19 protein-coding genes and 2 tRNA genes are annotated in these 21,564 nt (G+C 69.1%); 13 read left to right on the plus strand and 8 right to left on the minus strand.

Features of this window, described 5'->3' with window-relative positions; all coding sequences use genetic code 11:
• Positions 1–43: 43 nt before the first annotated feature.
• Positions 44–1,996 (plus strand): glycoside hydrolase family 3 protein, encoded by a 1,953-nt coding sequence (locus tag ACE3PU_RS10375; protein WP_374389407.1) that lies wholly within the window; start codon positions 44–46, stop codon positions 1,994–1,996.
• A 32-nt stretch (positions 1,997–2,028) separates the two neighbouring features.
• A complete protein-coding gene (locus tag ACE3PU_RS10380; protein ID WP_374389410.1) occupies positions 2,029–3,561 on the plus strand; it encodes a tryptophan halogenase family protein in 1,533 nt (510 codons plus the stop codon).
• Here ACE3PU_RS10380 and ACE3PU_RS10385 read toward each other — a convergent pair.
• Together ACE3PU_RS10385 and ACE3PU_RS10390 are read right to left on the minus strand one after the other, a co-directional pair.
• Positions 3,534–4,955, minus strand: coding sequence for a glycoside hydrolase family 30 beta sandwich domain-containing protein (locus ACE3PU_RS10385; RefSeq protein WP_374389412.1), 1,422 nt, complete (start codon positions 4,953–4,955; stop codon positions 3,534–3,536). The genes ACE3PU_RS10380 and ACE3PU_RS10385 overlap by 28 nt on opposite strands.
• A gap of 90 nt (positions 4,956–5,045) precedes the next feature.
• Positions 5,046–6,128 (minus strand): LacI family DNA-binding transcriptional regulator, encoded by a 1,083-nt coding sequence (locus tag ACE3PU_RS10390; protein ID WP_374389414.1) that lies wholly within the window; start codon positions 6,126–6,128, stop codon positions 5,046–5,048.
• A 171-nt stretch (positions 6,129–6,299) separates the two neighbouring features.
• Here ACE3PU_RS10390 and ACE3PU_RS10395 point away from each other — a divergent pair, with 171 nt between their 5' ends.
• Positions 6,300–6,857 (plus strand): flavodoxin family protein, encoded by a 558-nt coding sequence (locus tag ACE3PU_RS10395; RefSeq protein WP_374389416.1) that lies wholly within the window; start codon positions 6,300–6,302, stop codon positions 6,855–6,857.
• Between the two features lie 229 nt (positions 6,858–7,086).
• On the opposite strand, the gene ACE3PU_RS10400 is transcribed toward ACE3PU_RS10395, so the two are convergent.
• Positions 7,087–7,218 (minus strand): hypothetical protein, encoded by a 132-nt coding sequence (locus ACE3PU_RS10400; protein WP_374389418.1) that lies wholly within the window; start codon positions 7,216–7,218, stop codon positions 7,087–7,089.
• Between the two features lie 171 nt (positions 7,219–7,389).
• Here ACE3PU_RS10400 and ACE3PU_RS10405 point away from each other — a divergent pair, with 171 nt between their 5' ends.
• Together ACE3PU_RS10405 and ACE3PU_RS10410 are read left to right on the plus strand one after the other, a co-directional pair.
• Positions 7,390–7,857 carry an Hsp20/alpha crystallin family protein gene (locus tag ACE3PU_RS10405; RefSeq protein ID WP_374389420.1) on the plus strand — a complete coding sequence of 156 codons (468 nt, stop codon included), beginning with the start codon at positions 7,390–7,392 and terminating at the stop codon, positions 7,855–7,857.
• A 10-nt stretch (positions 7,858–7,867) separates the two neighbouring features.
• On the plus strand, positions 7,868–8,311 hold the full coding sequence (locus ACE3PU_RS10410) for a host attachment protein (RefSeq protein ID WP_374389422.1): 444 nt from the start codon (positions 7,868–7,870) through the stop codon (positions 8,309–8,311).
• A 311-nt stretch (positions 8,312–8,622) separates the two neighbouring features.
• On the opposite strand, the gene ACE3PU_RS10415 is transcribed toward ACE3PU_RS10410, so the two are convergent.
• A tRNA-Asn gene (locus ACE3PU_RS10415) sits at positions 8,623–8,697 on the minus strand.
• A 58-nt stretch (positions 8,698–8,755) separates the two neighbouring features.
• On the opposite strand from ACE3PU_RS10415, the gene ACE3PU_RS10420 reads away from it, so the two are divergent.
• Positions 8,756–9,577: a TrmH family RNA methyltransferase gene (locus ACE3PU_RS10420; protein WP_374389424.1), complete on the plus strand. Its 822-nt coding sequence runs from the start codon at positions 8,756–8,758 to the stop codon at positions 9,575–9,577.
• A gap of 50 nt (positions 9,578–9,627) precedes the next feature.
• On the opposite strand, the gene ACE3PU_RS10425 is transcribed toward ACE3PU_RS10420, so the two are convergent.
• Positions 9,628–9,701: transfer RNA gene (locus ACE3PU_RS10425), tRNA-Cys, on the minus strand.
• Between the two features lie 117 nt (positions 9,702–9,818).
• Here ACE3PU_RS10425 and ACE3PU_RS10430 point away from each other — a divergent pair.
• The 5 genes from ACE3PU_RS10430 (at position 9,819) to ACE3PU_RS10450 (ending at position 16,661) form a co-directional block, all read left to right on the plus strand.
• Complete coding sequence (locus ACE3PU_RS10430; protein ID WP_374389426.1) at positions 9,819–10,463, plus strand: protein-L-isoaspartate O-methyltransferase; 645 nt, start codon at positions 9,819–9,821, stop codon at positions 10,461–10,463.
• Positions 10,464–10,592: 129 nt separating this feature from the next.
• Positions 10,593–12,128, plus strand: coding sequence for a TolC family outer membrane protein (locus tag ACE3PU_RS10435; RefSeq protein WP_374389428.1), 1,536 nt, complete (start codon positions 10,593–10,595; stop codon positions 12,126–12,128).
• A 174-nt stretch (positions 12,129–12,302) separates the two neighbouring features.
• On the plus strand, positions 12,303–12,920 hold the full coding sequence (locus ACE3PU_RS10440; protein ID WP_374389431.1) for a DUF2497 domain-containing protein: 618 nt from the start codon (positions 12,303–12,305) through the stop codon (positions 12,918–12,920).
• A gap of 120 nt (positions 12,921–13,040) precedes the next feature.
• Positions 13,041–15,854 (plus strand): valine--tRNA ligase, encoded by a 2,814-nt coding sequence (locus tag ACE3PU_RS10445; RefSeq protein ID WP_374389453.1) that lies wholly within the window; start codon positions 13,041–13,043, stop codon positions 15,852–15,854.
• Between the two features lie 78 nt (positions 15,855–15,932).
• Positions 15,933–16,661: a TlyA family RNA methyltransferase gene (locus ACE3PU_RS10450; RefSeq protein WP_374389433.1), complete on the plus strand. Its 729-nt coding sequence runs from the start codon at positions 15,933–15,935 to the stop codon at positions 16,659–16,661.
• Between the two features lie 111 nt (positions 16,662–16,772).
• Here ACE3PU_RS10450 and ACE3PU_RS10455 read toward each other — a convergent pair whose 3' ends face one another.
• Complete coding sequence (locus ACE3PU_RS10455; RefSeq protein ID WP_374389435.1) at positions 16,773–17,432, minus strand: glycine zipper 2TM domain-containing protein; 660 nt, start codon at positions 17,430–17,432, stop codon at positions 16,773–16,775.
• 178 nt (positions 17,433–17,610) lie between these two features.
• Between ACE3PU_RS10455 and ACE3PU_RS10460 the strand changes: the two genes are divergently transcribed.
• Together ACE3PU_RS10460 and ACE3PU_RS10465 are read left to right on the plus strand one after the other, a co-directional pair.
• Complete coding sequence (locus ACE3PU_RS10460; protein WP_374389437.1) at positions 17,611–18,852, plus strand: class I SAM-dependent RNA methyltransferase; 1,242 nt, start codon at positions 17,611–17,613, stop codon at positions 18,850–18,852.
• 8 nt (positions 18,853–18,860) lie between these two features.
• Positions 18,861–19,256: a hypothetical protein gene (locus ACE3PU_RS10465; protein ID WP_374389439.1), complete on the plus strand. Its 396-nt coding sequence runs from the start codon at positions 18,861–18,863 to the stop codon at positions 19,254–19,256.
• Here ACE3PU_RS10465 and ACE3PU_RS10470 read toward each other — a convergent pair.
• Together ACE3PU_RS10470 and ACE3PU_RS10475 are read right to left on the minus strand one after the other, a co-directional pair.
• Positions 19,253–20,104: an alpha/beta hydrolase gene (locus tag ACE3PU_RS10470; RefSeq protein ID WP_374389441.1), complete on the minus strand. Its 852-nt coding sequence runs from the start codon at positions 20,102–20,104 to the stop codon at positions 19,253–19,255. The genes ACE3PU_RS10465 and ACE3PU_RS10470 overlap by 4 nt on opposite strands.
• 46 nt (positions 20,105–20,150) lie before the next feature.
• Positions 20,151–21,245, minus strand: a complete 1,095-nt coding sequence (locus ACE3PU_RS10475; protein ID WP_374389443.1) for a PA0069 family radical SAM protein — start codon at positions 21,243–21,245, stop codon at positions 20,151–20,153.
• Between the last annotated feature and the right edge of the window lie 319 nt (positions 21,246–21,564).

Here is a 21,564-nt window from a genome sequence, read left to right on the forward strand (position 1 = left end):
CCGCCCGTCTTCTCCCCCTTTCCAGTACGAAGAGATACGGCGCATGACCTTCCGCAAGACGAAGCTGCTTCCGCTGCTGTTGCTGGCCGGCTGCGCCGTGGCGCCCATGACGGACTTCGCTCGTCCGCTCGACGGTTCGGACTGGCCCGCGCTCCAGGCGCCCCGTGCGCCGGACGCGGCGACGGAGTCGCGCATCGCCGGGATCGTGTCGGGCATGACCCTGGCCCAGAAGGTCGGCCAGATCACCCAACCGGACGTGCGCTACATCACCCCCGACGAGGTTCGGCGGTATTACATCGGCTCGGTGCTCAACGGCGGCGGCGCATGGCCCGCGATGAACAAGCACGCCACCGTCGCCGAATGGGCGACGCTGTCGGATCGCTTCCACGACGCGGCGTTACAGAGCGACATGACGACGCCCATTCCCCTGATCTGGGGCACGGACGCCGTTCACGGGCACAACAATGTGTCGGGGGCGACGCTGTTTCCGCACAACATCGGCCTGGGCGCGGCCCATGACGCCGATCTGATCGAACGCATAGGCAGGGCGACGGCGCGGCAGGTGCGCGCCACGGGCATCACCTGGGTCTTCGCCCCTACGCTGGCGGTCGGAGAGAACCGTCGGTGGGGCCGGACCTACGAAAGCTATTCCAGTGATCCTCGGCTGGTCGCCGAATACGGCGCGGCGCTGGTGCGCGGACTTCAGGGCAGGTTGACCGGCGATGGGGACGTGGTCGCCACCGCCAAGCACTACATGGGCGACGGCGGCACCTACCAAGGCGTAGACCAGGGCGAGACCCGCGCGACCCGCGCCGAGATGATCACCCGCCACGGCGCCGGCTACTACACCGCGCTGGACGCGGGCGTGCAGACCGTCATGGCCTCGTACAGCAGCTGGAACGACGTCCAGGCCGGCCGCGACTACGGCAAGATGCACGGCAGCCGCGAAATGCTGACCGAGGTGCTGAAAGGCCGGCTCGGCTTCGACGGTTTCGTGGTTTCGGACTGGAACGGCATCGAGCAGGTGCCCGGCTGCAGCAAGTCGCGCTGTCCCCAGGCGATCAACGCCGGCATCGACATGGTGATGGTGCCGGAGGACTGGCGCGCCTTCATCCAGAACACCATCGAAGACGTGGAGGCCGGTCGCATTCCCATGGCGCGCATCGACGACGCGGTGACGCGAATCCTGCGGGTCAAGATGCGGTCCGGCCTGTTCGACCGGGCGCCCTCGGACAGCCGCTTCAATGGGCGGCAGGAAACCGTGAACGCGGCCGAACTGGCCCGCGAGGCGGTGCGCAAGTCGGTGGTGCTGCTGAAGAACGACGACGGCGTCCTGCCGTTAAAGCGGGGGCAGGGCCGGGTGCTGGTCGTCGGCGACAGCGCCGACAGCCTGTCGAACCAGACCGGCGGATGGTCGCTGACCTGGCAAGGGACGGAGAACTCTAACGGGGACTTCGCCACGGGGGCGACGCTGCTGGAGGCGCTGAAGGCCCAGCTCGGGGCCGAGAACGTGATCTATTCCCCCGACGGCTCCGGCGTGGACGTGGGCGCCTTCTCCGCCGTCGTGGTGGTGATGGGCGAGACGCCCTACGCCGAATACAACGGCGATGTCCGCTTCCCGACGCCCGTGCAGCACAGCCGACTGCATCCGCGCGACCTGGCCGCCCTGCGCGCCGTGTTTGGCAAGGGCGCGCCGGTGGTGTCGGTGCTCTATTCCGGGCGGCCGGCCTACGCCAACGACCTGATCAACCTGTCGGACGCCTTCGTCGCCGCCTTCCTGCCGGGGACGGAAGGAGCGGGTCTGGCGGACGTGCTTCTGGGAGGGCGGTTCGATTTCACCGGCCGGCTGTCCTTCGCCTGGCCCGGCTCGGCCTGCAGCACGGGCGAGGCGGCGGGCGACGTGGTCCAGTTCCCGCGCGGTTACGGGCTCAGCTATGCGCGGCCCGCGCACACCGGCGAACTCCCCTTGCCGACGCCGCCGCAAACCTGCGACTAAAGGCCTGACAAGACCCTTTAGGGAGGAAGGGCGTGGGTCACCTGAAGAAGATTCTCATCGTCGGGGGCGGGTCCGCCGGCTGGATGACGGCCGCCCTGTTCTCGAAATTGTTCCGTGGGCGATACGACATCACCCTGGTCGAGTCCGACGCGATCGGCACGATCGGCGTCGGCGAGGCGACGATCCCCGCGATCAAGAAGTTCAACGCGCTGATCGGGCTGGACGAGGACGATTTCATCCGCCGCACCCAGGGCAGCTTCAAGCTGGGCATCCAGTTCGTCGACTGGCTGCGGAAGGGCGATCGCTACATGCACGCCTTCGGCGTGATCGGCCGAGACCTCGGCTGGCTGCGTTGTCACCAGTACTGGCTGAAGATGCGGGGCGAGGGCGAGGTCGGCGATCTGGGCGACTATTCCATCAACGCCGCGGCCGCTATGGCCAACCGATTCATGCGCGCCGATCCCAGGATGGCGTCGTCGCCGCTGGGCCAGATCGCCCACGCCTTCCAGTTCGACGCCGGGCTCTACGCCCGCTATCTGCGCCAGATGGCCGAGGCGGCCGGTGTCGTGCGTCGCGAGGGCAAGGTCGCCTCCGTCCAGTTGCGCAGCGAGGACGGCTTCGTCCAATCCGTCACCCTCGAGGACGGGTCGATCCTCGACGCCGACCTGTTCGTCGACTGCTCGGGCTTCCGCGGCCTGATCATCGAGGGGGCCCTGAAGACGGGCTACGAGGCCTGGACGCAATGGCTGCCCTGCGATCGGGCGATCGCCGTGCCCAGCACCCGCGCCGAGCCGTTCACCCCTTATACGCGGGCGACCGCGCGGGACGCCGGGTGGCAGTGGCGCATTCCACTGCAGCACCGCACCGGCAACGGCCACGTTTATTCCAGCCGGCACATGGACGAGGCCGAGGCCGAACGCATCCTGCTGGCCAACCTGGACGGCGCTCAGCTGGCCGAACCCAACCGTATCCGGTTCGTCACCGGCAAACGGCGGCGGATCTGGAACCGGAATTGCGTCGCGGTCGGGCTGTCGGCCGGCTTCCTCGAACCGCTGGAATCCACCAGCCTCCACCTGATCCAGTCCTCGCTGATCCGTCTGGTGCGGCTGATGCCCGACGCCGGATTCGATCCCGCCAACATCGCCGAATTCAACCGCCAGACCGACTTCGAATATGAGCGGGTGCGGGACTTCATCATCCTGCACTACAAGGCGACCGAGCGGGACGACACGCCATTCTGGACCCACTGCCGCGACATGGAGATCCCCGAGACCCTGCGGCGCAAGATCGAGCTGTTCCGCGCCAACGGCCGGGTGTTCCGCGAGGACGACGAACTGTTCACCGAGGAGAGCTGGATCCAGGTCTTTCTCGGACAGGGCATCATCCCGCGTCGCCCCGATCCGTTGGTCGAGGTGGCCGAAGCGGCGGCTGTCGAGGACTATCTGGCGGACATCCGTCGCGTCGTGGGGAAGTGCGTCGACAGGATGCCTTCCCACGCAGACTATGTGACGAGGGTCGCGCGGGCGACGCCGCTACCTCAGGCTTCGGGCGGCGCCCAGACGTAGGTGGCGGCGCTTCGGGCGGGCAGAACCGTTTCGCCCCGCCAAGCGCCTTCGCCGACGGTCAGGGGGACGGGCTCGGTCCGCTCGTTGTACAGCACCAGCACGCGCTGGCCGTCGGGGTTGACGAAGGCGACGCTCGATATCCCCTCGGCCTGGCTGGACCCGACCCGTTCGGCGCCGGGCCGCACGAAGCGGCTGGCGTGGCCGAAGGCGTAGTACTCCTGGTTTGGGGTCACCGCGCCCGTGCGACTGTCGATCGTCACCACGCCCCGGCAGTTTCCGCAGCCGCCCGCGTGCGGCCCGTCGTTCTCGTCCAGCGCCAGGTTCCACATCAGCACGCCGCGCGCCCAGTGACGCGTGGATCCGATGATGAGCGTCTTCATGGTCCAGCCGAACGAGTCGTCGAAATCCGCCGCCCAATCCCCGCCGGAGCATTCGGTGAAGAAGACGTCCTTGTCGGGATAGTCGCGGCGCACCGCATCCTGCGCGGCGACGTCGCCAGCGTAGCAATGCCAGGCGACGCCTGACACATAGGGGCGGGCCGTGTCGTCGGCCAGAACGTCCAGCGGCTGCTGCGGCTGGTCCCAGTTGTGATCCCAGTCGAGGATCCTCGCGTCGATCCCGGCCTCGGCCAGGGCCGGGCCCAGGTGGCGGCCGATGAAGACGGCGCGCTGCGTCGCCGGCCAGCGCATGCCGGGATAGCTGTCCGGCTCAAAGTCCGGCTCGTTCTGGATGCTGAGGTAGTGGGTCGGCACGCCGTTGTCGGCCGCGGACCGGATGTAGCGCAGCCAGTAGTCGGCGTAGGTCGTATAGTGTTCGGGCTTCAGCGTGCCCTGGATCAGGCTGCCTGTGGTCTTCATCCAGCCCGGCGCGCTCCACGGCGAGGCCATGACCTTGAGGTCCGGATTGATCGCCAGGGCCGCGCGCACCGTCGGGAAGACGTCCTCCTCCATGCGCTGCGTCGAGAACCCCGCCAGCGAGCGGTCGGGCGCGTCGGCCAGGCTGTAATGGTCGAGCGAAAAGTCCGAGGCGCCGACCGTCACCCGCGTGAAGCTGAAGCCCAACCCGTCACCGTCGCGCCCGAACAGGGTCCGCAGCAAGGCGTTGCGCGCCGGCGGCGTCATTCGCGTCTGAATCAGATAGGCCGAGGCGTCGGTGATGGAGGCGCCGAAACCGACTATGGACTGCTTGCGATCGTACGGCGCGACCGTGATCCCGGGGACGTCGCGCGTGTCTCGTCGAAGCGCGAAGGAGGGCTGCTCGGTCAGACGCAGGCTTTGGTCGCCGGTGGTGACCCAGTGACGCACTGACGCCTGCGCATGGGCTGGCGTCTCTCCGAGCGCGGTCGCCAAGGTCATGGCCGCGACAACCCCGAGGGCGGCTTTTATCCGGCGCATCGATTTCCTCCTGCATGCCGGCTGGGCCGGTCGTGATTATGAGCGCTTCACTATGGAAGCGCTTCCAGCATGGCCGTCCTCACTTCCAAGTCAAGGCGCGCCGGGCGGTCCGCTGGACTCCCGGGCGATCACAGTGTGCGGGAGGGTCTCGAAGCGGGGCCCCTCGTCTTCGCCCGCCAGTCGGCGGGCGATGGCGTTCACCGCCGCACCGGCCATGTCTTTCAGCGGCTGGTGCACGGTCGTCAGCGGCGGCCAGACGATCTCCGACATCGGCGTATCGTCGAACCCCGTGATGGATATGTCGTCCGGCACCGACAGATGCAGGCCGTGCGCGACCGACAGGGCGCCGGCCGCGGTGTCGTCATTGGCGCAGAGGATCGCGGTGGGCGGTGTCCTTTCGCCGAGGAGGCGCCGCGTATGTTCGACGCCGGAGCGGAAGGTGAAGTCGCCCGCAAGCACGCGAACGGACGCCGGGTCGAGGCCATGGCTCTTAACGGCGCGGCGCAGCCCTTCAAGCCGCCGGGCGGCTGAGCGGTGGCTCTCCAGGCCGGTGATATAGGCGAGGTTCCGATGCCCGAGAGCGAGCAGGTGCCGGGCGACATCGTAACCGCCCGCCTCGTCGTCCACGCCGACGCCGTCGGCCAGGCCGCGGGTCGCCGGCGACGGCGATATCAGGGCGACGGCGCATTGGACGGCGGCCGCCTTCACGAGTTCCGGATCGTCGGAGAAGGGGGGCGTCAACACCAGGCCCTGGCAGCGCTGGGCGCGGATCAGATCCAACACCTGCCGTTTCCGGTCGGGGCTGTCCTGCGGCACGTGATGGGTCAGGAGATGGCGGCCCTGGACGAGGCATTCCCGCAGCGCGCCCAACTCCAGAGCCGAGGTGTAGAAGGAGTTGGGTTGCGCCTCGAGATCGGACGCAAAGACCAGGGCGATCAGACCGCTGCTGCCGCTGGCCAGGCTGCGGGCCTGGGGGTTGACGGTGTAGTTGAGCGAACGGACCGAGGCCCAGACGCGGTCGCGCACCTCGGGCCGGACGTTCGGGCCGTCGTTGAGCACGCGCGACACCGTCGTGCGCCCAACGCCGCTGTGGCGCGCCACGTCATCAATGGTCGGTCGGCGTGCGTGCATTCTCATCCCGCAAAGCGCCCTCTCTATGAAGGAAACGGTCACGGTTCGTCCACCTTCCCGACCGCTCCCGCAGGGGCCTTTAAGGTTGACCCGAGGGTCGCCCGACGGCTGACGGATGTCGCCGGAACGGAACGCCGCGCTCCGCCGCCTTGATCTCGGTCAAGGCGGACGCCTCCACGGCATGGACGATGGGCGCATCGTCAGGAGCCGATCATGTCCGATGTGCTTGTCGTCTACTACTCGCGAAGCGGGACCACCGAAACGGCTGCACGGCGGCTGGCGAACATTCTCGACGCCGATCTGGACGAAGTCGTCGCCCTGCAGGGCTATGACGGGATCCTCGGCTTCCTGCGCTGCGTCTACCAGGCCGGGCGTCGGGAGCGTCCGGACATCGCCACGGGGAAGGATCCGTCCCAATACCGACTCGTGATCGTCGGATCGCCGGTTTGGGCCGGGCGCCTCGCCGCGCCGTTGCGCACCTATCTGGACCGTCACCGCGAGGCCCTGTCGGCGGTCGCGGCCTTCTGCACCTCCGAAAGCGGTGACGGCCGTCCCGTGTTCGAGCAGATGGACGCGCAGCCGTCCGGCCGGTTGCAGGCGAGCGTCATTAGGCGCTCCCGAACCAGCAGTTCGACGACGGCGGTCACCGCCCGTCCGTGCATGGGCGGAGGCGCGGTCACGGCTCGGCCTTCACGGTCTCGAGGTAAGCGATCAGGTCGTCGATCTCACCGGCGCGGAACAGGAACGGCGGCATGGCCGGATGTCCCGTGACTAGACCCTCGGCGAAGGCCTCCTGCAACTGGTCCAAGGGATAGCGATGGACAATCTCGCGAAAAGGCGTCGCCTCGGCCAACCGGCCGCGTGGAACGGGGACTGAGCCGGCGAGGGGGCTCCGCTGGTGTCAGGCTCAGGGCAGAACCGGATGCGAGCCGGCTCGGGCCCGGCATCCGTTGCGACGGAGGCCGGGCCGCCGGGCAGGGGAGACATGATGGTCCACGCGTCACAACCGTTCGACAGCGCCGCGCAGACGGCCAACCTCCGGCTTCGCGAGGTCGACGATCGGCCGCCGCGGTCCGGCGTCCACGGCCTCCGCGAAGCGGTCGAAGCCTTGCGGCGCGGCGCGTGCGGTCATCTCTACTCTCCCGGAGGGTTTCGCCTTCATCGCATCAACGTCGGATCGACGCCTTGATGCCCGTCAAAGCCGTCGCCGCAGGCTCGACTTGCGGCAGATCAAGGCGGGCTCCCGCCTCTCATGGCTCGCTCCGTCCGCGCCTTTCGGCGTCCGCAATCAGAGGAGATCGCCATGACCGCTTCATCGACGCCTGCCCCCGCTCCATCGCCGACCCGCGGGGTCGCCCCCTTCCTCGCCCCGCTCCAGCGCGAGTTCGATCGCATGCTCGGGGAGTTCGGAGGGTTCGACCTGACCGAACGGTTCGGACCCTCGCCCCGGATGGACCTGCGCGAGATCGACGGGGGCCTGGAACTGACCGTGGAGCTTCCCGGGTTGAACGAGGACGATGTCCGCATCGAGGTTCAGGATGACGTTCTGACCGTCAGCGGCGAGAAGAAGTCGGCGACCGAGTCCCATGACAAGGGGCTGCGGATCGTGGAGCGCCGCTACGGCGCCTTCTCCCGCTCGGTGCGTCTCCCCGCCGGGGTGAAGGTCGACGCCATCGAGGCCGGACTCGATCAGGGGGTTCTGACCGTCACCGTTCCGCTGGACGGCCAGGCCGCGGACCGTAAGGTCCGGATTCCGGTCAAGAGCGCGTAAGGAGCACGGCGTGGCCCTGACCGGAACGAGCCTGCTGCTCGTCGCCGACGGGCGGCGCGCCCGCCTTTTCGAGGAGCGCCGCCGTGGCGGCGCGCTGATCGAGGTCACCGGACGTCTCGGCGATCTTACGCATCACCGGCCCGCGGCCTCCGGGTTTCGCGGCCGGATCCACGACCGCTTCGGTCCCGCTTCCCATACGGGGGGCGGTCCCGCGCCGCAGGAGCGGCGAGAGAACGACTTCGTCGACGCCGTCGCGGCCCGAGCCGTCCAGATTCTCCGCGGGGGTGACTATCAGGACCTGATCCTGATCGCCGCCCCCCGGGCGCTCGGGCGGTTACGCCGCGGCGTCGCGCATGCCGGATTGACGCCTGGGCTCGCCGAAGCCCGGGATCGCGTGGCCGAAACCGCGACGACGCTTCGCGACGCCCTTCGCGACCTCAGAACACGGGCCTGAGGTCAGTCGCTGGTGCGCCTTGCGCCTTGCGTCAGCGGTCCAAGACGAGCGTCGCCGCCTCGCGCCGCAGGGCCAGTGGATGAGAAACTGGCGCCGCGCCGAAGCCGGGATGTCGGGCGGCGCATGCGAGAGCGCGCTCGCGCGCCTCGGCCTGCCCATGCGATCGGTCTCGATCCTCCCGCGCTGCCGCTTTCGACACATCTGCGGGCTGCGCTCGCAGAGGCGAGCGAGGTGGCTTTTCGGGGTGATCTTTGGGGGTTACTCGATTCGGAAGGAAACCTTCCAACGAGAACGATGCTGGAGCCCCCGAGTGGCTCCGCGGGTAGGATTCGAACCTACGACCAGCCGATTAACAGTCGGCTGCTCTACCACTGAGCTACCGCGGAACGTGCTCGGGAGGCGGGCCTATAGCAGCGGGGCTTCGAGTCGTGCAACGGGGAAAATGTGCAAAATCTTCCGATCTCCATCACCGACCCCGACGATCCCCGCGTCGCCGCCTTTCGCGACATCCGCGAGCGCGACCTGACGGGCCGCCAGGGCCTGTTCGTGGCCGAGGGGGAGGTGGTGGTGCGGGGGCTGGTCTCCGCGGCCTCGCTGTGTCGGCCCCGCGCCCTGCTGCTGGCGGACAAGCGGACGGGGGCCCTGGCCGATCTGATCGCGGGCTGGCCGGCGGATGCGCCGGTCTATGCGGCCGGTCAGGCGGTCCTGGATCGGATCGCCGGCTTTCCGCTGCATCGCGGCATCCTCGCCCTGGGCGAAAAGCCTGAGCCGCAAACGGTGGAGGCCCTGGTGAAGGACGTGGGCGAGGCGGACGTCCTGGTGGTCGCCGGCGGCGTAGGCAATCACGACAACATGGGCGGCCTGTTTCGCAACGCCGCGGCGTTCGGGGCGAAGGGCGTGATTCTGGACGCGCAGTGCTGCGATCCCTTCTATCGCAAGGCCGTGCGGGTGTCGGTGGGGGCGGTCCTTCGCACGCCCATGGCGGCCGGCGGCTGCCTGGAGGCGATCGTGGACGACCTGACGGCGGCGGGCGTGACGGTGCTGGCCTTCACGCCTTCGGCCCGTCAGCCGTTGGCGACGTGCCGGCGCTCGGGGCCGGTGGCGGTGCTGTTCGGCTCGGAGGGGCCGGGATTGCCGGCGGCCGTCATCGCGCGCTGCCAGCCGGTCGGCATCCCCATGTCGGGCGGATTCGATTCGCTGAACGTGGCGGCGACCAGCGCCATCGCCCTGCATCACCTGACGACGCCGGCGCTGTCCGGCGCCTGAAACGAAGAAGGCGCGGCCGATGCGGCCGCGCCCTGCTTTTTGTCCCGCGATGGAGGCCTGACCGGGAATCGAACCCGGGTGCAAGGATTTGCAGTCCTCTGCGTCACCACTCCGCCATCAGGCCGCCGGAAACCCCGTCGGAACAGGGGGCGGTCATCGCGAGGGGCGTTCGCTATCAGATCGGATTGTCCGCTGCAACGCACGGACCTATAAGCGCGCCAGAATTCCTCCCGGACAAACGTTGAAGGCTGACAAGATGGATTTCACCGCCGCGCGCAAGGCCATGGTCGATTCCCAGGTCCGCGTGAACGACGTCACCGATCGCCACATCCACGCCGCCATGCTGGCGACGCCGCGCGAGGCCTTCTGCGCGCCCGACCGCGCCTTCGCCGCCTATGCGGACGGGTCGGTGGAGATCGCCGGCGACCGCAAGCTGATGCCGGCCCGGGACGTGGCCAAGCTGCTGCAGGCCGCCGAGGCGCACGAGGGCGAGACGGCCCTGGCCATCGCGGCGCCCTACGCCGCGGCGGTCCTGGCCCGGATGGGCCTGAAGGTCACCGCGCAGGAGGCCGATCAGGCGGTGTTCGACGTGGCGGGGCCGGCGCTGGCGGCCGAGGGCGTCGAGACGGCTGTCGCGCCGCTGGACCAGCCTGTCGGCGCGGGATGGGATCTGATCGTCTGCGAGGGCGGCGTGGTGTCGGCGCCCGAAGCCTGGGGCGCGGCCCTGCGTCCCGGCGGCCGGCTGGTCGTGGTCGAGCGCCGCAATGCGGTGGGCAAGGCCGCCCTGTACGTGAAGGGCCGCGAGGGCCTGTCGCGTCGTGAACTGTTCGATTCCACGCCCGCGATGCTTGCGGCCCTGACGCCGGCCCCCACCTTCGCGCTCTGACCCGGCGTCTGACGACGGGATCGCCGCCGCCGAGCGTGAAAAAAACTTAACTGGCGTGTGGCTTGTTCAGGTCGCAGTTACGCTGGGGATCATTCGGCGCTCCCGGGGGCGCCAGTCTAAGGACGGACAATGCTGAATCGCTCTCGTGCGCTGGCTTCGGCCGCTGTGGTCGCCATCGTGACCGGTCTGGGCGCGCCGGCCTGGGCCGAGACGCTGCAGGACGCCATCGCCCTGGCCTATCAGACCAACCCCAGCCTGCTGGCCCAGCGCGCCAACCAGCGCGCACTGGACGAGACGGTGGTGCAGGCGCGTTCGGGCCTGCGTCCGACGCTGAGCGCCTCGGCCGGGGTCGACTACACGCGCAGCGACTTTCCTTCCACGACCCAGTTCGTCGACACCAACGGCGACGGCGTGCCGGACACGCAGGTGACCTCGTCCTCGTCGGAGAGCGACACGGCCAACGCCGGGATCAGCCTGTCGCAGAACCTGTGGACCGGAGGCCGCACCGCCCGCGCCATCGACCAGGCGCGCGCCGGCGTTCTGGCCGGGCGTGAGAACCTTCGCGACATCGAGCAGCAGGTGATGCTTTCGGTGATCCAGGCCTATGTGAACGTGACGCGGGATCTGGAGATCCTGCGCATCCGCCAGGAAAATCTGACGGTGCTGCAGCGCCAGCTCGAGGAGACCAGCGCCCGCTTCGAGGTCGGCGAGGTGACCCGCACCGACGTCGCCCAGGCCGAAGCCTCGCTAGCCCAGTCCGAGGCCGACCTGGCCAGCGCCCAGGCGCAGCTGTCGACCACGCGCGCCGCCTACGCCGCCGTCGTCGGCCAGGCGCCGGCCGACCTGGAGGCGGCGCCGGCGCTGCCCGAGACGCCGACCGACTTCGACGTGGCGCTGGAGACCGCCCTGGCCGCCAATCCGGGCGTGCTGGCGGCCATCTACAACCAGCAGGCCGCCGAGGCCGCGGTCGCCGCCGCCCGCGCCGAATACATGCCCTCCGTTCGCGCCACCGCCTCGTACGGCGGGGCCGCGACCGATGTCGGAAACCTGGACGAGCTGGCCGACCGCCGCACCTTCACCGCCGGCGCGACCCTGTCGGTGCCGCTGTTCACCGGCGGCCTGAACCGGTCGCGCGTGGCCCAGGCTCTCGAGCAGGCCAACGCCGCCCAGATCTCGGTCGAGGGCCAGCGTCGCGCCACGCTGCAGGACGTCAGCTCGGCCTTCGCCCAGGTGCTGTCCAGCCGCTCCAACGTCGCCGCCGGCGAGGAAGCGGTGCGCGCCGCCAGCGTCGCCGCCGAGGGCGTGCGCCAGGAGGCCCAGGTCGGCCTGCGCACCACGCTGGACGTGTTGAACCAGGAGGTGACTCTGCGCTCGGCCCAGACCGCGCTGGCCAACGCCCGCGCCGCCGAATACGTGGCGCGCGCCTCGCTGCTGGCGGCGATGGGCGGCCTGCAGGGGCCGAACCTGAACCCGACGATCGAGACCTACGACCCCGCGTCGAACTATGACCGCGTCCAGCATCGCGGCGGCCTGCCGTGGGATGGCGTGGTCGAGGCGCTGGACCGCGTGGCTTCTCCGCCGATCGTGGCCGCCGTCGACGCGCCCGACGCCCCTGTGGACGGCCAGCTGAAGGGCGAGATCGTTCGCACCGCGCCGCGGGACTGAATACCCCGTCCCGGCGCCGCTTCGCCAAAACGCCCGTTGATTCCGACGGGCGTTGATGCGACGACAAGCCATACGGAGTCGGAAAATCTAATTCTCCGGCGTCGAAATCGTTCGCGGCGTGCGGCCTGAAGCCGGACGCGGCGAGTCTTCCCAGGCTTCGCCCAAGGGTGCGTCATGACCGACCAATCCGCCCAGGAACCGACGATGGAGGAAATCCTGGCGTCGATCCGCCGGATCATCTCCGAAGACGAGGCGCCGGCCGACACGCCCGCTGCGCCCGCCGCTGCGGCGCCCGAGCCCGAGGCCGCGCCTGAGCCCGAGCCGACGGTCGTCGAGGCCGCGGTCGCGCCCGAGCCGGAACCCGTCGCCGAGGCGCCGGCCGAAGACGACGTGCTGGAACTGACCGATCGCTACGAGGCCCCGACCGAAAGCATCGGCGATCTGGACGTGGTCGATCCGGCGGAAGAGCCGTTCCCGGCCGCCCCCCATCCGACGCCGGTCGAAGCGCCGGTCGCCGCGCCCGCCCCGGCGCCGGACTATGACGCCCTGGTCGGCGAAAGCGCCGCCGCCAGCGCCGCCTCGGCCTTCGCGGGGCTGCACGCCTCGTTCAAGAAACCGGCGGCGGCCCCGTCCACCGGTTCCGACATGCCCTTCGTCAGCGGCAACACCGTCGAGGCCATGGTCGCCGAGATGCTGCGCCCGATGCTGAAGGACTGGCTGGACGCCAATCTGCCGGGCATCGTCCAGGCGGCGGTACAGAAGGAAGTCGAACGCATCGCGCGCAGCGCCTAGCCCTTCGCCTCAGCCCAGACTAATCCGAGGGGCGGCTCCTGAAGGGGCCGCCTTTCTGCATTTCCGATATGCTCATGCAGCGACGCGCCGCGCGCGGAGCCTTAGCAACAAAGAATGACCATGCTTGAGAAGACCTTCGAACCCCAGGCCGCCGAGCCCCGCCTGTACGCCCAGTGGGAAGAGAGCGGCCTGTTCGCACCGCGCCAGGACACGGCCGCCGGCGCCTATTCGATCGTCATCCCGCCGCCGAACGTGACGGGCAGCCTGCATATCGGCCACGCGCTGAACAATACGCTGCAGGACATCCTGGCCCGCTATCACCGGATGAAGGGCAAGGCGGTGCTGTGGCTGCCGGGCACCGACCACGCCGGCATCGCGACCCAGATGGTGGTCGAGCGCCAGCTGGCGGCGGCCGGCAACGTCGGGCGGCGCGACATGGGCCGCGACGCCTTTATCGACAAGGTCTGGGAATGGAAGGCCGAGAGCGGCGGGACCATCGTGCGCCAGCTGCGCCGCCTGGGCGCGTCGTGCGACTGGTCCCGCGAGCGGTTCACCCTGGACGAGGGGCTGAACGCCGCCGTCCGCAAGGTCTTCGTGCAACTGCACAAGGAAGGCCTGATCTATCGCGACAAGCGACTGGTGAACTGGGACCCGCATTTCCAGACCGCCATTTCGGACCTGGAGGTCGAGCAGCGCGAGGTGGACGGCGCCTATTGGCATTTCGCCTATCCGCTGGCCGACGGCGTGACCTATGAGCACCCGGTCGCCTTCGACGACGACGGCAAGGCGACCGAGTTCGAGACGCGCGACTTCATCGTGGTCGCCACGACCCGGCCCGAGACCATGCTGGGCGACACGGGCGTGGCGGTTCATCCCGAAGACGACCGCTACAAGGGGCTGGTCGGCAAGTCCGTGACCCTGCCGATCACCGGACGCCGTACTCCCATTGTGGCCGATGAGTATGCTGACCCGACCAAGGGTTCGGGGGCGGTGAAGATCACCCCGGCGCATGACTTCAACGACTACCAAGTCGGCAAGCGTGCTGGCTTGCCGATGATCAACATCTTCGACGCCTTCGGGCGCTTGCTGTCTTCAGAGTTTGATCTGTTCACGTGGGGGCACAGGGCTCCTAACGCGGACGGTACGGCACTGGCGGACGAAGAAGTTGTTGGCGAAACTGGCTTTGATCGAATCCCTGCGGAATGGCGAGGCCTCGACCGCTTCGCCGCGCGCAAGGCCATCGTCGCCCGTGCTGAAGAAGAGGGCTGGCTGCGCGAGATCGAGAAGACCAAGCACGTCGTGCCGCACGGCGACCGTTCCGGCGTCGTCATTGAGCCGTGGCTGACGGACCAGTGGTACGTCGACGCCAAGGTCCTGGCCCAGCCCGCGCTGAAGGCGGTGGAGCAGGGCGACACGGTGTTCGAGCCGAAGAGCTACGAGAAGGTCTATTTCGAGTGGCTGAGGAACATCGAGCCCTGGTGCATTTCGCGCCAGCTGTGGTGGGGTCACCGCATCCCGGCGTGGTATGGGCCGAACGGCGAGATCTATGTCGCCGAAACAGAAGCCGACGCCCGCGAACAGGCGATGGCGGACTATGATTCCGAGGTCGCCCTGACCCAGGACGAGGACGTGCTGGACACCTGGTTCAGCTCGGCCCTGTGGCCGTTCTCGACCATGGGCTGGCCCGAGAAGACCGAGGATCTGGAACGGTTCTATCCGACCAGCGACCTGGTCACGGCGGCGGACATCATCTTCTTCTGGGTCGCCCGGATGATGATGATGGGCCTGCACTTCATGGACGAAGTCCCGTTCCGGCGCGTCATCATCAACGGCCTGGTCCGCGACGAGAAGGGCCAGAAGATGTCGAAGTCCAAGGGGAACGTCATCGATCCCCTGGGCATCATCGACGAACTGGGCGCCGATCCGCTGCGGTTCACCATGGCCATCCTGTCGGGCACGCGCGACATCAAGCTTTCGAAGCAGCGGATCGAGGGCTATCGCAACTTCGGCACCAAGCTGTGGAACGCGGCCCGCTTCAGCCAGATGAACGAGGCGCGGCGCGTCGAGGGCTTCGATCCCGCGACGGTCGAACAGACGATCAACCGCTGGATCCGCGGCGAGCTGACCAAGGCCGAGCGCGCCGTGTCCGAGGCCATCGAGGGCGGGCGGTTCGACGATGCGGCCGGGGCGCTGTACCGGTTCGTCTGGAACGTCTTCTGCGACTGGTACCTGGAGCTGGCCAAGCCGGTCTTCCAGGGGGCGGACGAGGCCGCCAAGGCCGAGACGCGGGCCATGACCGCCTGGACCCTGGACCAGACGCTGAAGCTGCTGCACCCAGTCATGCCCTTCATCACCGAGGAGCTGTGGGCCGAGCTGGGCAAGGAGGGGCCGGCGCGGGAGACCCTGCTGATCGGCGCCGAATGGCCGGTTCTGCCGGACGCCTTCATCGACGCCTCCGCCGAGGCCGAGATCGGCTGGCTGGTCGATCTGGTCGGCGAGATTCGCGGTCTGCGCGCCGAGATGAATGTGCCGCCGTCGGCCAAGCCGCCGCTGGCCTTCGTCGCCCCGGACGCCGTCACCGCCGAGCGGATCGCCCGTCATCGCGACCTGATCCTGACGCTGGGTCGGGTGTCCGAGGTCGGATCGGCCGAGGCCGCGCCGAGCGGGGCCGTGACCTTTGTCTCGGGCGGTTCGACGGTCGCGCTGTCGCTGGCCGGGATCATCGACCTGACGGCCGAACGGGCGCGTCTGGAAAAGGAGATCGCCGCCTTCGACAGCGACATCGGCCATGTGAACAAGAAGCTTGGCAACCCCAACTTCGTCGCCCGCGCGGCGCCGGAGGTGGTCGAGGAGCAGCGCGCTAAGCTGGCGGAGGCAGAGGCCGGAAAGGCCAAGCTCCAGGCCGCCCTGGCGCGTCTGAGCGAGATCGGATGAGGGCGCCGATCCTCCCCCATCGGGGGGAGGGAAACCGTGAAGAGGTGGAGGGGGCCTCATCGCCCGGGGGGAGGAATGATGCGCGCGGATCAGTTGTTGGTTGCGCGAGGTCTGTTCGACAGCCGGGCGCGGGCGCGCGCCGCCATCGAGGCCGGACGGGTCGTGGCCGACGGCGTGGTGGTCAACAAGCCTTCCGAACAGGTCGCCGAGGACGCGGAGATCCAGGCCGAGCCCGCCCACCGCTGGGTCGGGCGCGGCGCGCTGAAGCTGGATCATGCGCTGAATCTGTGGCCCGTCGTCGTCGAAGGTCGGACCGTTCTGGACGTCGGCGCCTCGACCGGCGGCTTCACCGAGGTCTGCCTGGACCGGGGCGCGATCCGCGTCTTCGCCGTCGACGTCGGCTTCGGCCAGATGCATCCGACCGTCGCCGCCGATCCGCGCGTGGTGAAGCTGGAGCGCACCGACGCCCGCGACCTGACGCCGGAACTGATCCCTGAGCCGCCGCAGTTGGTCGTCTGCGACGCCAGTTTCATCAGCCTGTCCAAGGTGCTGCCTGTCGCCCTGGCCCTGGCGGCGGCCGGCGCTGACCTGATCACCCTGGTCAAGCCGCAGTTCGAGGCGGCCGGTCCCAAGGCCGTCGGCAAGAAGGGCGTGGTCAAGGACCCGGAGGCGCACGCCGCAGCCGTGCAGGGCGTCAGAGACTGGCTGGAAGGGCGTGACTGGACGGTCCGGGCCGTGGTCGAAAGCCCGATCACCGGCGGCGACGGCAATGTCGAGTTCCTGCTGTGGGCCAGGCGTTCGGCCTGAGGACGCCGGCCTGACATGAGAAGGCCGCCGAAGGCTTTCGCCTCCGGCGGCTCCCGTCACGTCGCCGATCGACAGGGGGGCTGAAAATAACCGGCGCCGCGATCCGTGTCCTCAGTATCCGTAGGAATAGCGGTAGGTGTAGACCGGCGGATAATAGGGATGTTGCTGGGGCGGGTAGTAGCCGACCGTCGGGCGGTAGCTGTACCCGTAGCTGTAGCTGGGCTGGCTGTAGGCGTAACCGCTGGAATAGCTGTAGCTGTAGGCCTGCGGGCGGTAGCCGCCCTGATTGTAGTAGCCGCCGCTGTAGTAGCTGTCGCGACGGTCGTAGTGGTCGCCCCGATAGCGTTCATCGCGATACCGATCGTCGTATCGGCGATCGTAGCGGGCGTCGTACCGATCGTCATAACGGTCGGCGTATCGGTCATCGTAGCGACGTTCGTCGTAGTAGCGATCGTTGCGCGCATAGTCGCGGCAATAGTCGTCGCCGCTGGACCGGCCGGCCGCGCCGCCGACGACGGCGCCCAGCACGCCGCCCAGAATGCTGCCTTCGGTGCGGCGGCCGCGCGCGGCGAGTTGCGAACCCGCCACGGCGCCGACCGTGCCGCCGATCAGGGCGCCGGCGCCCGTGCGGCCTTCGCGGTATTGTTCGCATCGGGCGTCATAGGGACGACCGTAGTAGTAGCCCTGCGCCGAGGCGGCGGCGGGGACGAGCGCCGCGGCGCCGACCGCCAGGGCGGCGAGCGAAACGCGGGCGGATAGACGCTTGGACATGGCGGGGCTCCTGAAACCTGTTGTGCCTTCGGCTTAACGTTAACCGTGTCCGGTCCGTTTCATACGCATAACGCCTGTCAGGTGAACGGCCGTTGAGCGGGCCGTTCATCTTCGTTCATCGCGCGCCGCCATCGCGCGCCGCTTGAGCCGACCGCCCTGCGGCGTCTAGAAGCGGCCGATGCAAAGGCTGAGGATCGACCGCATCGGCGGGCAGGGCGACGGGATCGCCGAAACGCCGTCGGGCACGGTCTTTGCGCCGCTGACCCTGCCGGGCGAGACGGTGTGCGCCGAGGTGCGCGAGGGAAGGGCGGAATCGGTCGAGATCGTCGAGGCCAGCCCGGACCGGATCGCGCCGGTGTCGCCGCAGTATGGCGACTGCGGCGGCTGTTCGCTTCAGCACTGGGCGCACAGGCCTTATCTGGAGTGGAAGCGCGAGCAGGTCCGGTTGGCGCTGGCCCGAGAGAAGATCGAGACGGAGATCGAGCCGACGGTGGCCGCGCCGGCGGCGAGCCGGCGGCGGGTGGCGCTGCATGCGCGACGGGGGCCCGACGGGCGGGCGATCCTGGGCTTCAAGGCGCGCCGGTCGTGGCGGCTGGTCGAGGTGCGGGAATGTCCGGTCGCCGATCCCCGGATCGTGCGGGCGATCCCGGCGCTGGCCGAACTGGCCGACGCCTTCCTGGAGCATCCGAAATCCGCGCCGACCCTGCATGTGACCTGGACGCTGAGCGGCCTGGATGTCGACGTGACCGGGGTGGAGCGACGGTCGGGCGGCCTGTCTGGAGACGCACGGACGCGGGCCATCGGGGCCGCATACCGGGCCGATCTGGCGCGGTTGAGCCTGGCGGGCGAGACCCTGCTCATGGTGCGCCAGCCGCAGATCGCGTTCGGGCCGGCGACCGTGCCCCTTCCGGCGGGCGGCTTCCTGCAGGCCGTGCCGGAGGCGGAGGCGGCCATGGTGTCGCGAGCCGTCGAGGCGGTGCGGGGCGCCAAGAAGATCGCCGATCTGTTCTGCGGGGCCGGGACCTTCACCTTTCCATTGGCGACGGTCGCGCCGGTGATCGCGGCGGATGCATCCAAGGCCGGGATCGACGCGCTGAAGGCCGGCGTGGGTTCGGCCAAGGGCATGAAGGCGATCACAGCCGAGGCGCGCGACCTGTTCCGCCGTCCCCTGACGCCCTTTGATCTGAAGGGCTGCGATGCGATCGTCTTCGACCCGCCGCGCGCCGGAGCGATCGAGCAGACGGCGCAGATCGCCGGAACCAAGGCGGGCGTCGTGGCGGGGATTTCGTGCAATCCACAGACCTTCGCCCGCGACGCCCGGGTGTTGATCGACGCCGGTTTCCGGCTGGAGCGGGTCACGCCGGTGGACCAGTTCCTGTGGTCGGCGCATGTCGAACTGGTCGGAATATTCAGGCGGTAGGCGCGATGATGGACGAGGCCTTTGAAGAGGACGGCGGCGGGTTCGACGCCGAGGACTGGACGCGGCTGAAGCCGTTCACCGGCGCGATCGCCACGCTGGACGACGTGCAGGCGCGCCGCGCGGTGTTCGCCCTGGCCGACACCGACGATCCGCGCCCGATCACGATGGACCTGCCCCAGCCGGTGATCTGGTGGGACGATGACGGCGAGCAGGCGGCGGTGGCGGTGCAGGCCGAAAGTCACCTGAACGCCGAAGGCGAGGCGATGGAGGTGCTGGGCCTGATCCTGCCGGACGGCGGCGGAGCGGTGGCGCTGATGGACGACGTCGATCTGGTGGACGCCAGCGATCCGACCTGGCGCGACCTGGTGACGAACGCGATCGACCCCGGCGCCGCCAACGACTAGGGGGCCAGGGCGGCGGAAAGGCGGGGCTGGAAGTCCGGCTGCCTGCCGATGCCGTTATGGTCGGCCTGGGGGAAGACTAGGCGTTCGACGGCGACGCCGCGCGCCTGGAGGTCCCGGGCCAGGGTGCGGCTGAGGGCCGGCGGCAGGGTGCTGTCGCGGCCGGCCTCCAGCACCACGACCTTGCCGGGATAGCCGGCCAGGGTCGCAGGCACGTCGACGGCAGCCAGAGCGGGCGCCAGGCGGACGCGGACGAAGACGCGCTTCCAGCCGATCATGTCATTCACGGCGGCCCTGGCCGAGGGGGTCGTGGCCTCCAGCACAAGGGCGTCGGCGCGGGCGGCGCGGGCGGCTTCGGCGCAGACAGGGCCGCCCAGCGAATGACCCCAGGCGATCAGGCGACGCCCCTCGGCGTCGGCCTGGGCGCGGGCCGAGACGGCGACGGCTGCGCCGGCGGCGTGGAAGGTCGCATAGTCGGCGGTCCCCGGCGTGTCGCCATAGCCGGGATAGTCGAACATCAGCACGTCGCCGAAGGGCGCCAGCTTCTGCGCCGCATTGCCGCCGTAGACGGGGCGACGGAACATGTTGCCGCCGCAGAAAAGGATGAGCGGCGCATCGGCGCGGCCGGTGCGCACGCGGGTCGCGGCGACGGCGCCGCCGGGGTAGGGCAGGGACAGGGTCTCGGCCGTGGCGGGCATGGCGGCGCCGGGCTCCAGCACGATCTTCTCGGCCGCGATGCGCGCCTCCGGATAGAAGAAGGCGTCCTCGGGAACGTCGGCGGTCATGCAGGCCGTCAGCAGCGGTGCGGCAAGGGCCAGTGCGGCGCAGGTCCTGAGAAGAGGCTTCAGCATGACGAAATCCCCCAATAACGCCCAATCCTATTGTACGGATTGCGCCCTACGCAACCTTGTCCGGGTGGGCGGACGGCAGGTCGAACAGGTCCATCTGGGGCCGGGCGTCGGGCGGCACGCGGAAGCGGCTTTCGTCCAGCAGGGGACGGGGGCCGTCCAGGCCGTAGCGCTTGATCGCGGCCTTGAAACGGGTCCCGATCAGTTCGGCGACGGGACCGGTTCCCTTCATGCGCTGGGACCAGTCGGGATCGTAGTCCCGGCCGCCGCGCGTCTGGCGGACCAGGGACATGACCCGGGCGGCGCGGTCGGGCCGGGCGTCGGCCAGCCATTCGGCGAACAGATCCTTGATCTCGAGCGGCAGGCGCAGGACGACGTACATGGCGGTGGTCGCGCCCGCCTTGGCGGCGGCTTCCAGCACCGATTCCAGTTCGTGGTCGTTCAGGCCCGGTATGACCGGAGCGAAGCCCACGCCGACAGGGCAGCCCGCGTCGGCGAGGCGCCGGATCGCCTCCAGTCGCTTGGCCGGGGTGGAGGCGCGCGGCTCCATCGCGCGCGCCAGCTTGCGGTCCAGGGTGGTGAGGGAGACGAAGGCCGAAGCCAGGCCCGCCTTGCCCATCGGGCCCAGAATGTCGGCGTCGCGGCCGATCAGCACCGATTTGGTGATGATGCTGAAGGGATGGTTGAACCGCTGCATCACCTCCAGGATGGAGCGGGTGGAGTTCAAGGTCCGCTCCACCGGCTGATAGGGGTCGGTGTTGCCGCCTATGTGGATGCGCTTGCAGCGGTATCGTGGGGCGAGGAAGGCCTGTTCCAGCAGACCTGCCGCCTCGGGCTTGAAGAAGATCCGGCTCTCGAAATCCAGGCCCGGGGATAGGCCCATCCAGGCATGGGATGGACGGGCGTAGCAGTAGATGCAGCCATGTTCGCAGCCCTTGTAGGGGTTGATGGAGCGGTCGAAACCGATGTCCGGACTGTCGTTCCGGGCGATGATGGTGCGCGCGTGCTCGGGCGTGAGAACGGTGCGCAGCGGCTGGGCCTCGGCGTCGTCGCCGGTCCAGCCGTCGTCGAAGCCCTCCTGCCTGTTGGATTCGTAACGGCCGGTCGCATTCGAACGCGCGCCTCTTCCCTTCGCGGCTTCCATGACCGGAGAATGCCACACGATGTGAACAAAGCAAGAACATTTAGAGCGGGCATGACTCGACGCCCCGCCGTATCGGGCGGAGTTGATGGAGGGCTGGGCGGAGCGCCGGGTCTTCGCCCGGAGTTCTGTGTTTTGAGTACCGTTTCGACGAAGTCCGACGCTCCGCGCGGATGATTGACCTGCAAGCTCGGGGCGCCGAGTGGTGGCGGTCTTATCGCCTAACCCCATAAGCCTGCGGCGGGCCGGCGGTCTCTGCGAAGACCGTCCGGGTGCGGCCGAGTATCCCCCTCGACCCTCCGCCGCGCGCGTCCGGTATGCC

Origin of the sequence: Brevundimonas sp. (genome assembly GCF_041911375.1) — a bacterium.
Classification (GTDB): Bacteria; Pseudomonadota; Alphaproteobacteria; order Caulobacterales; family Caulobacteraceae; genus Brevundimonas.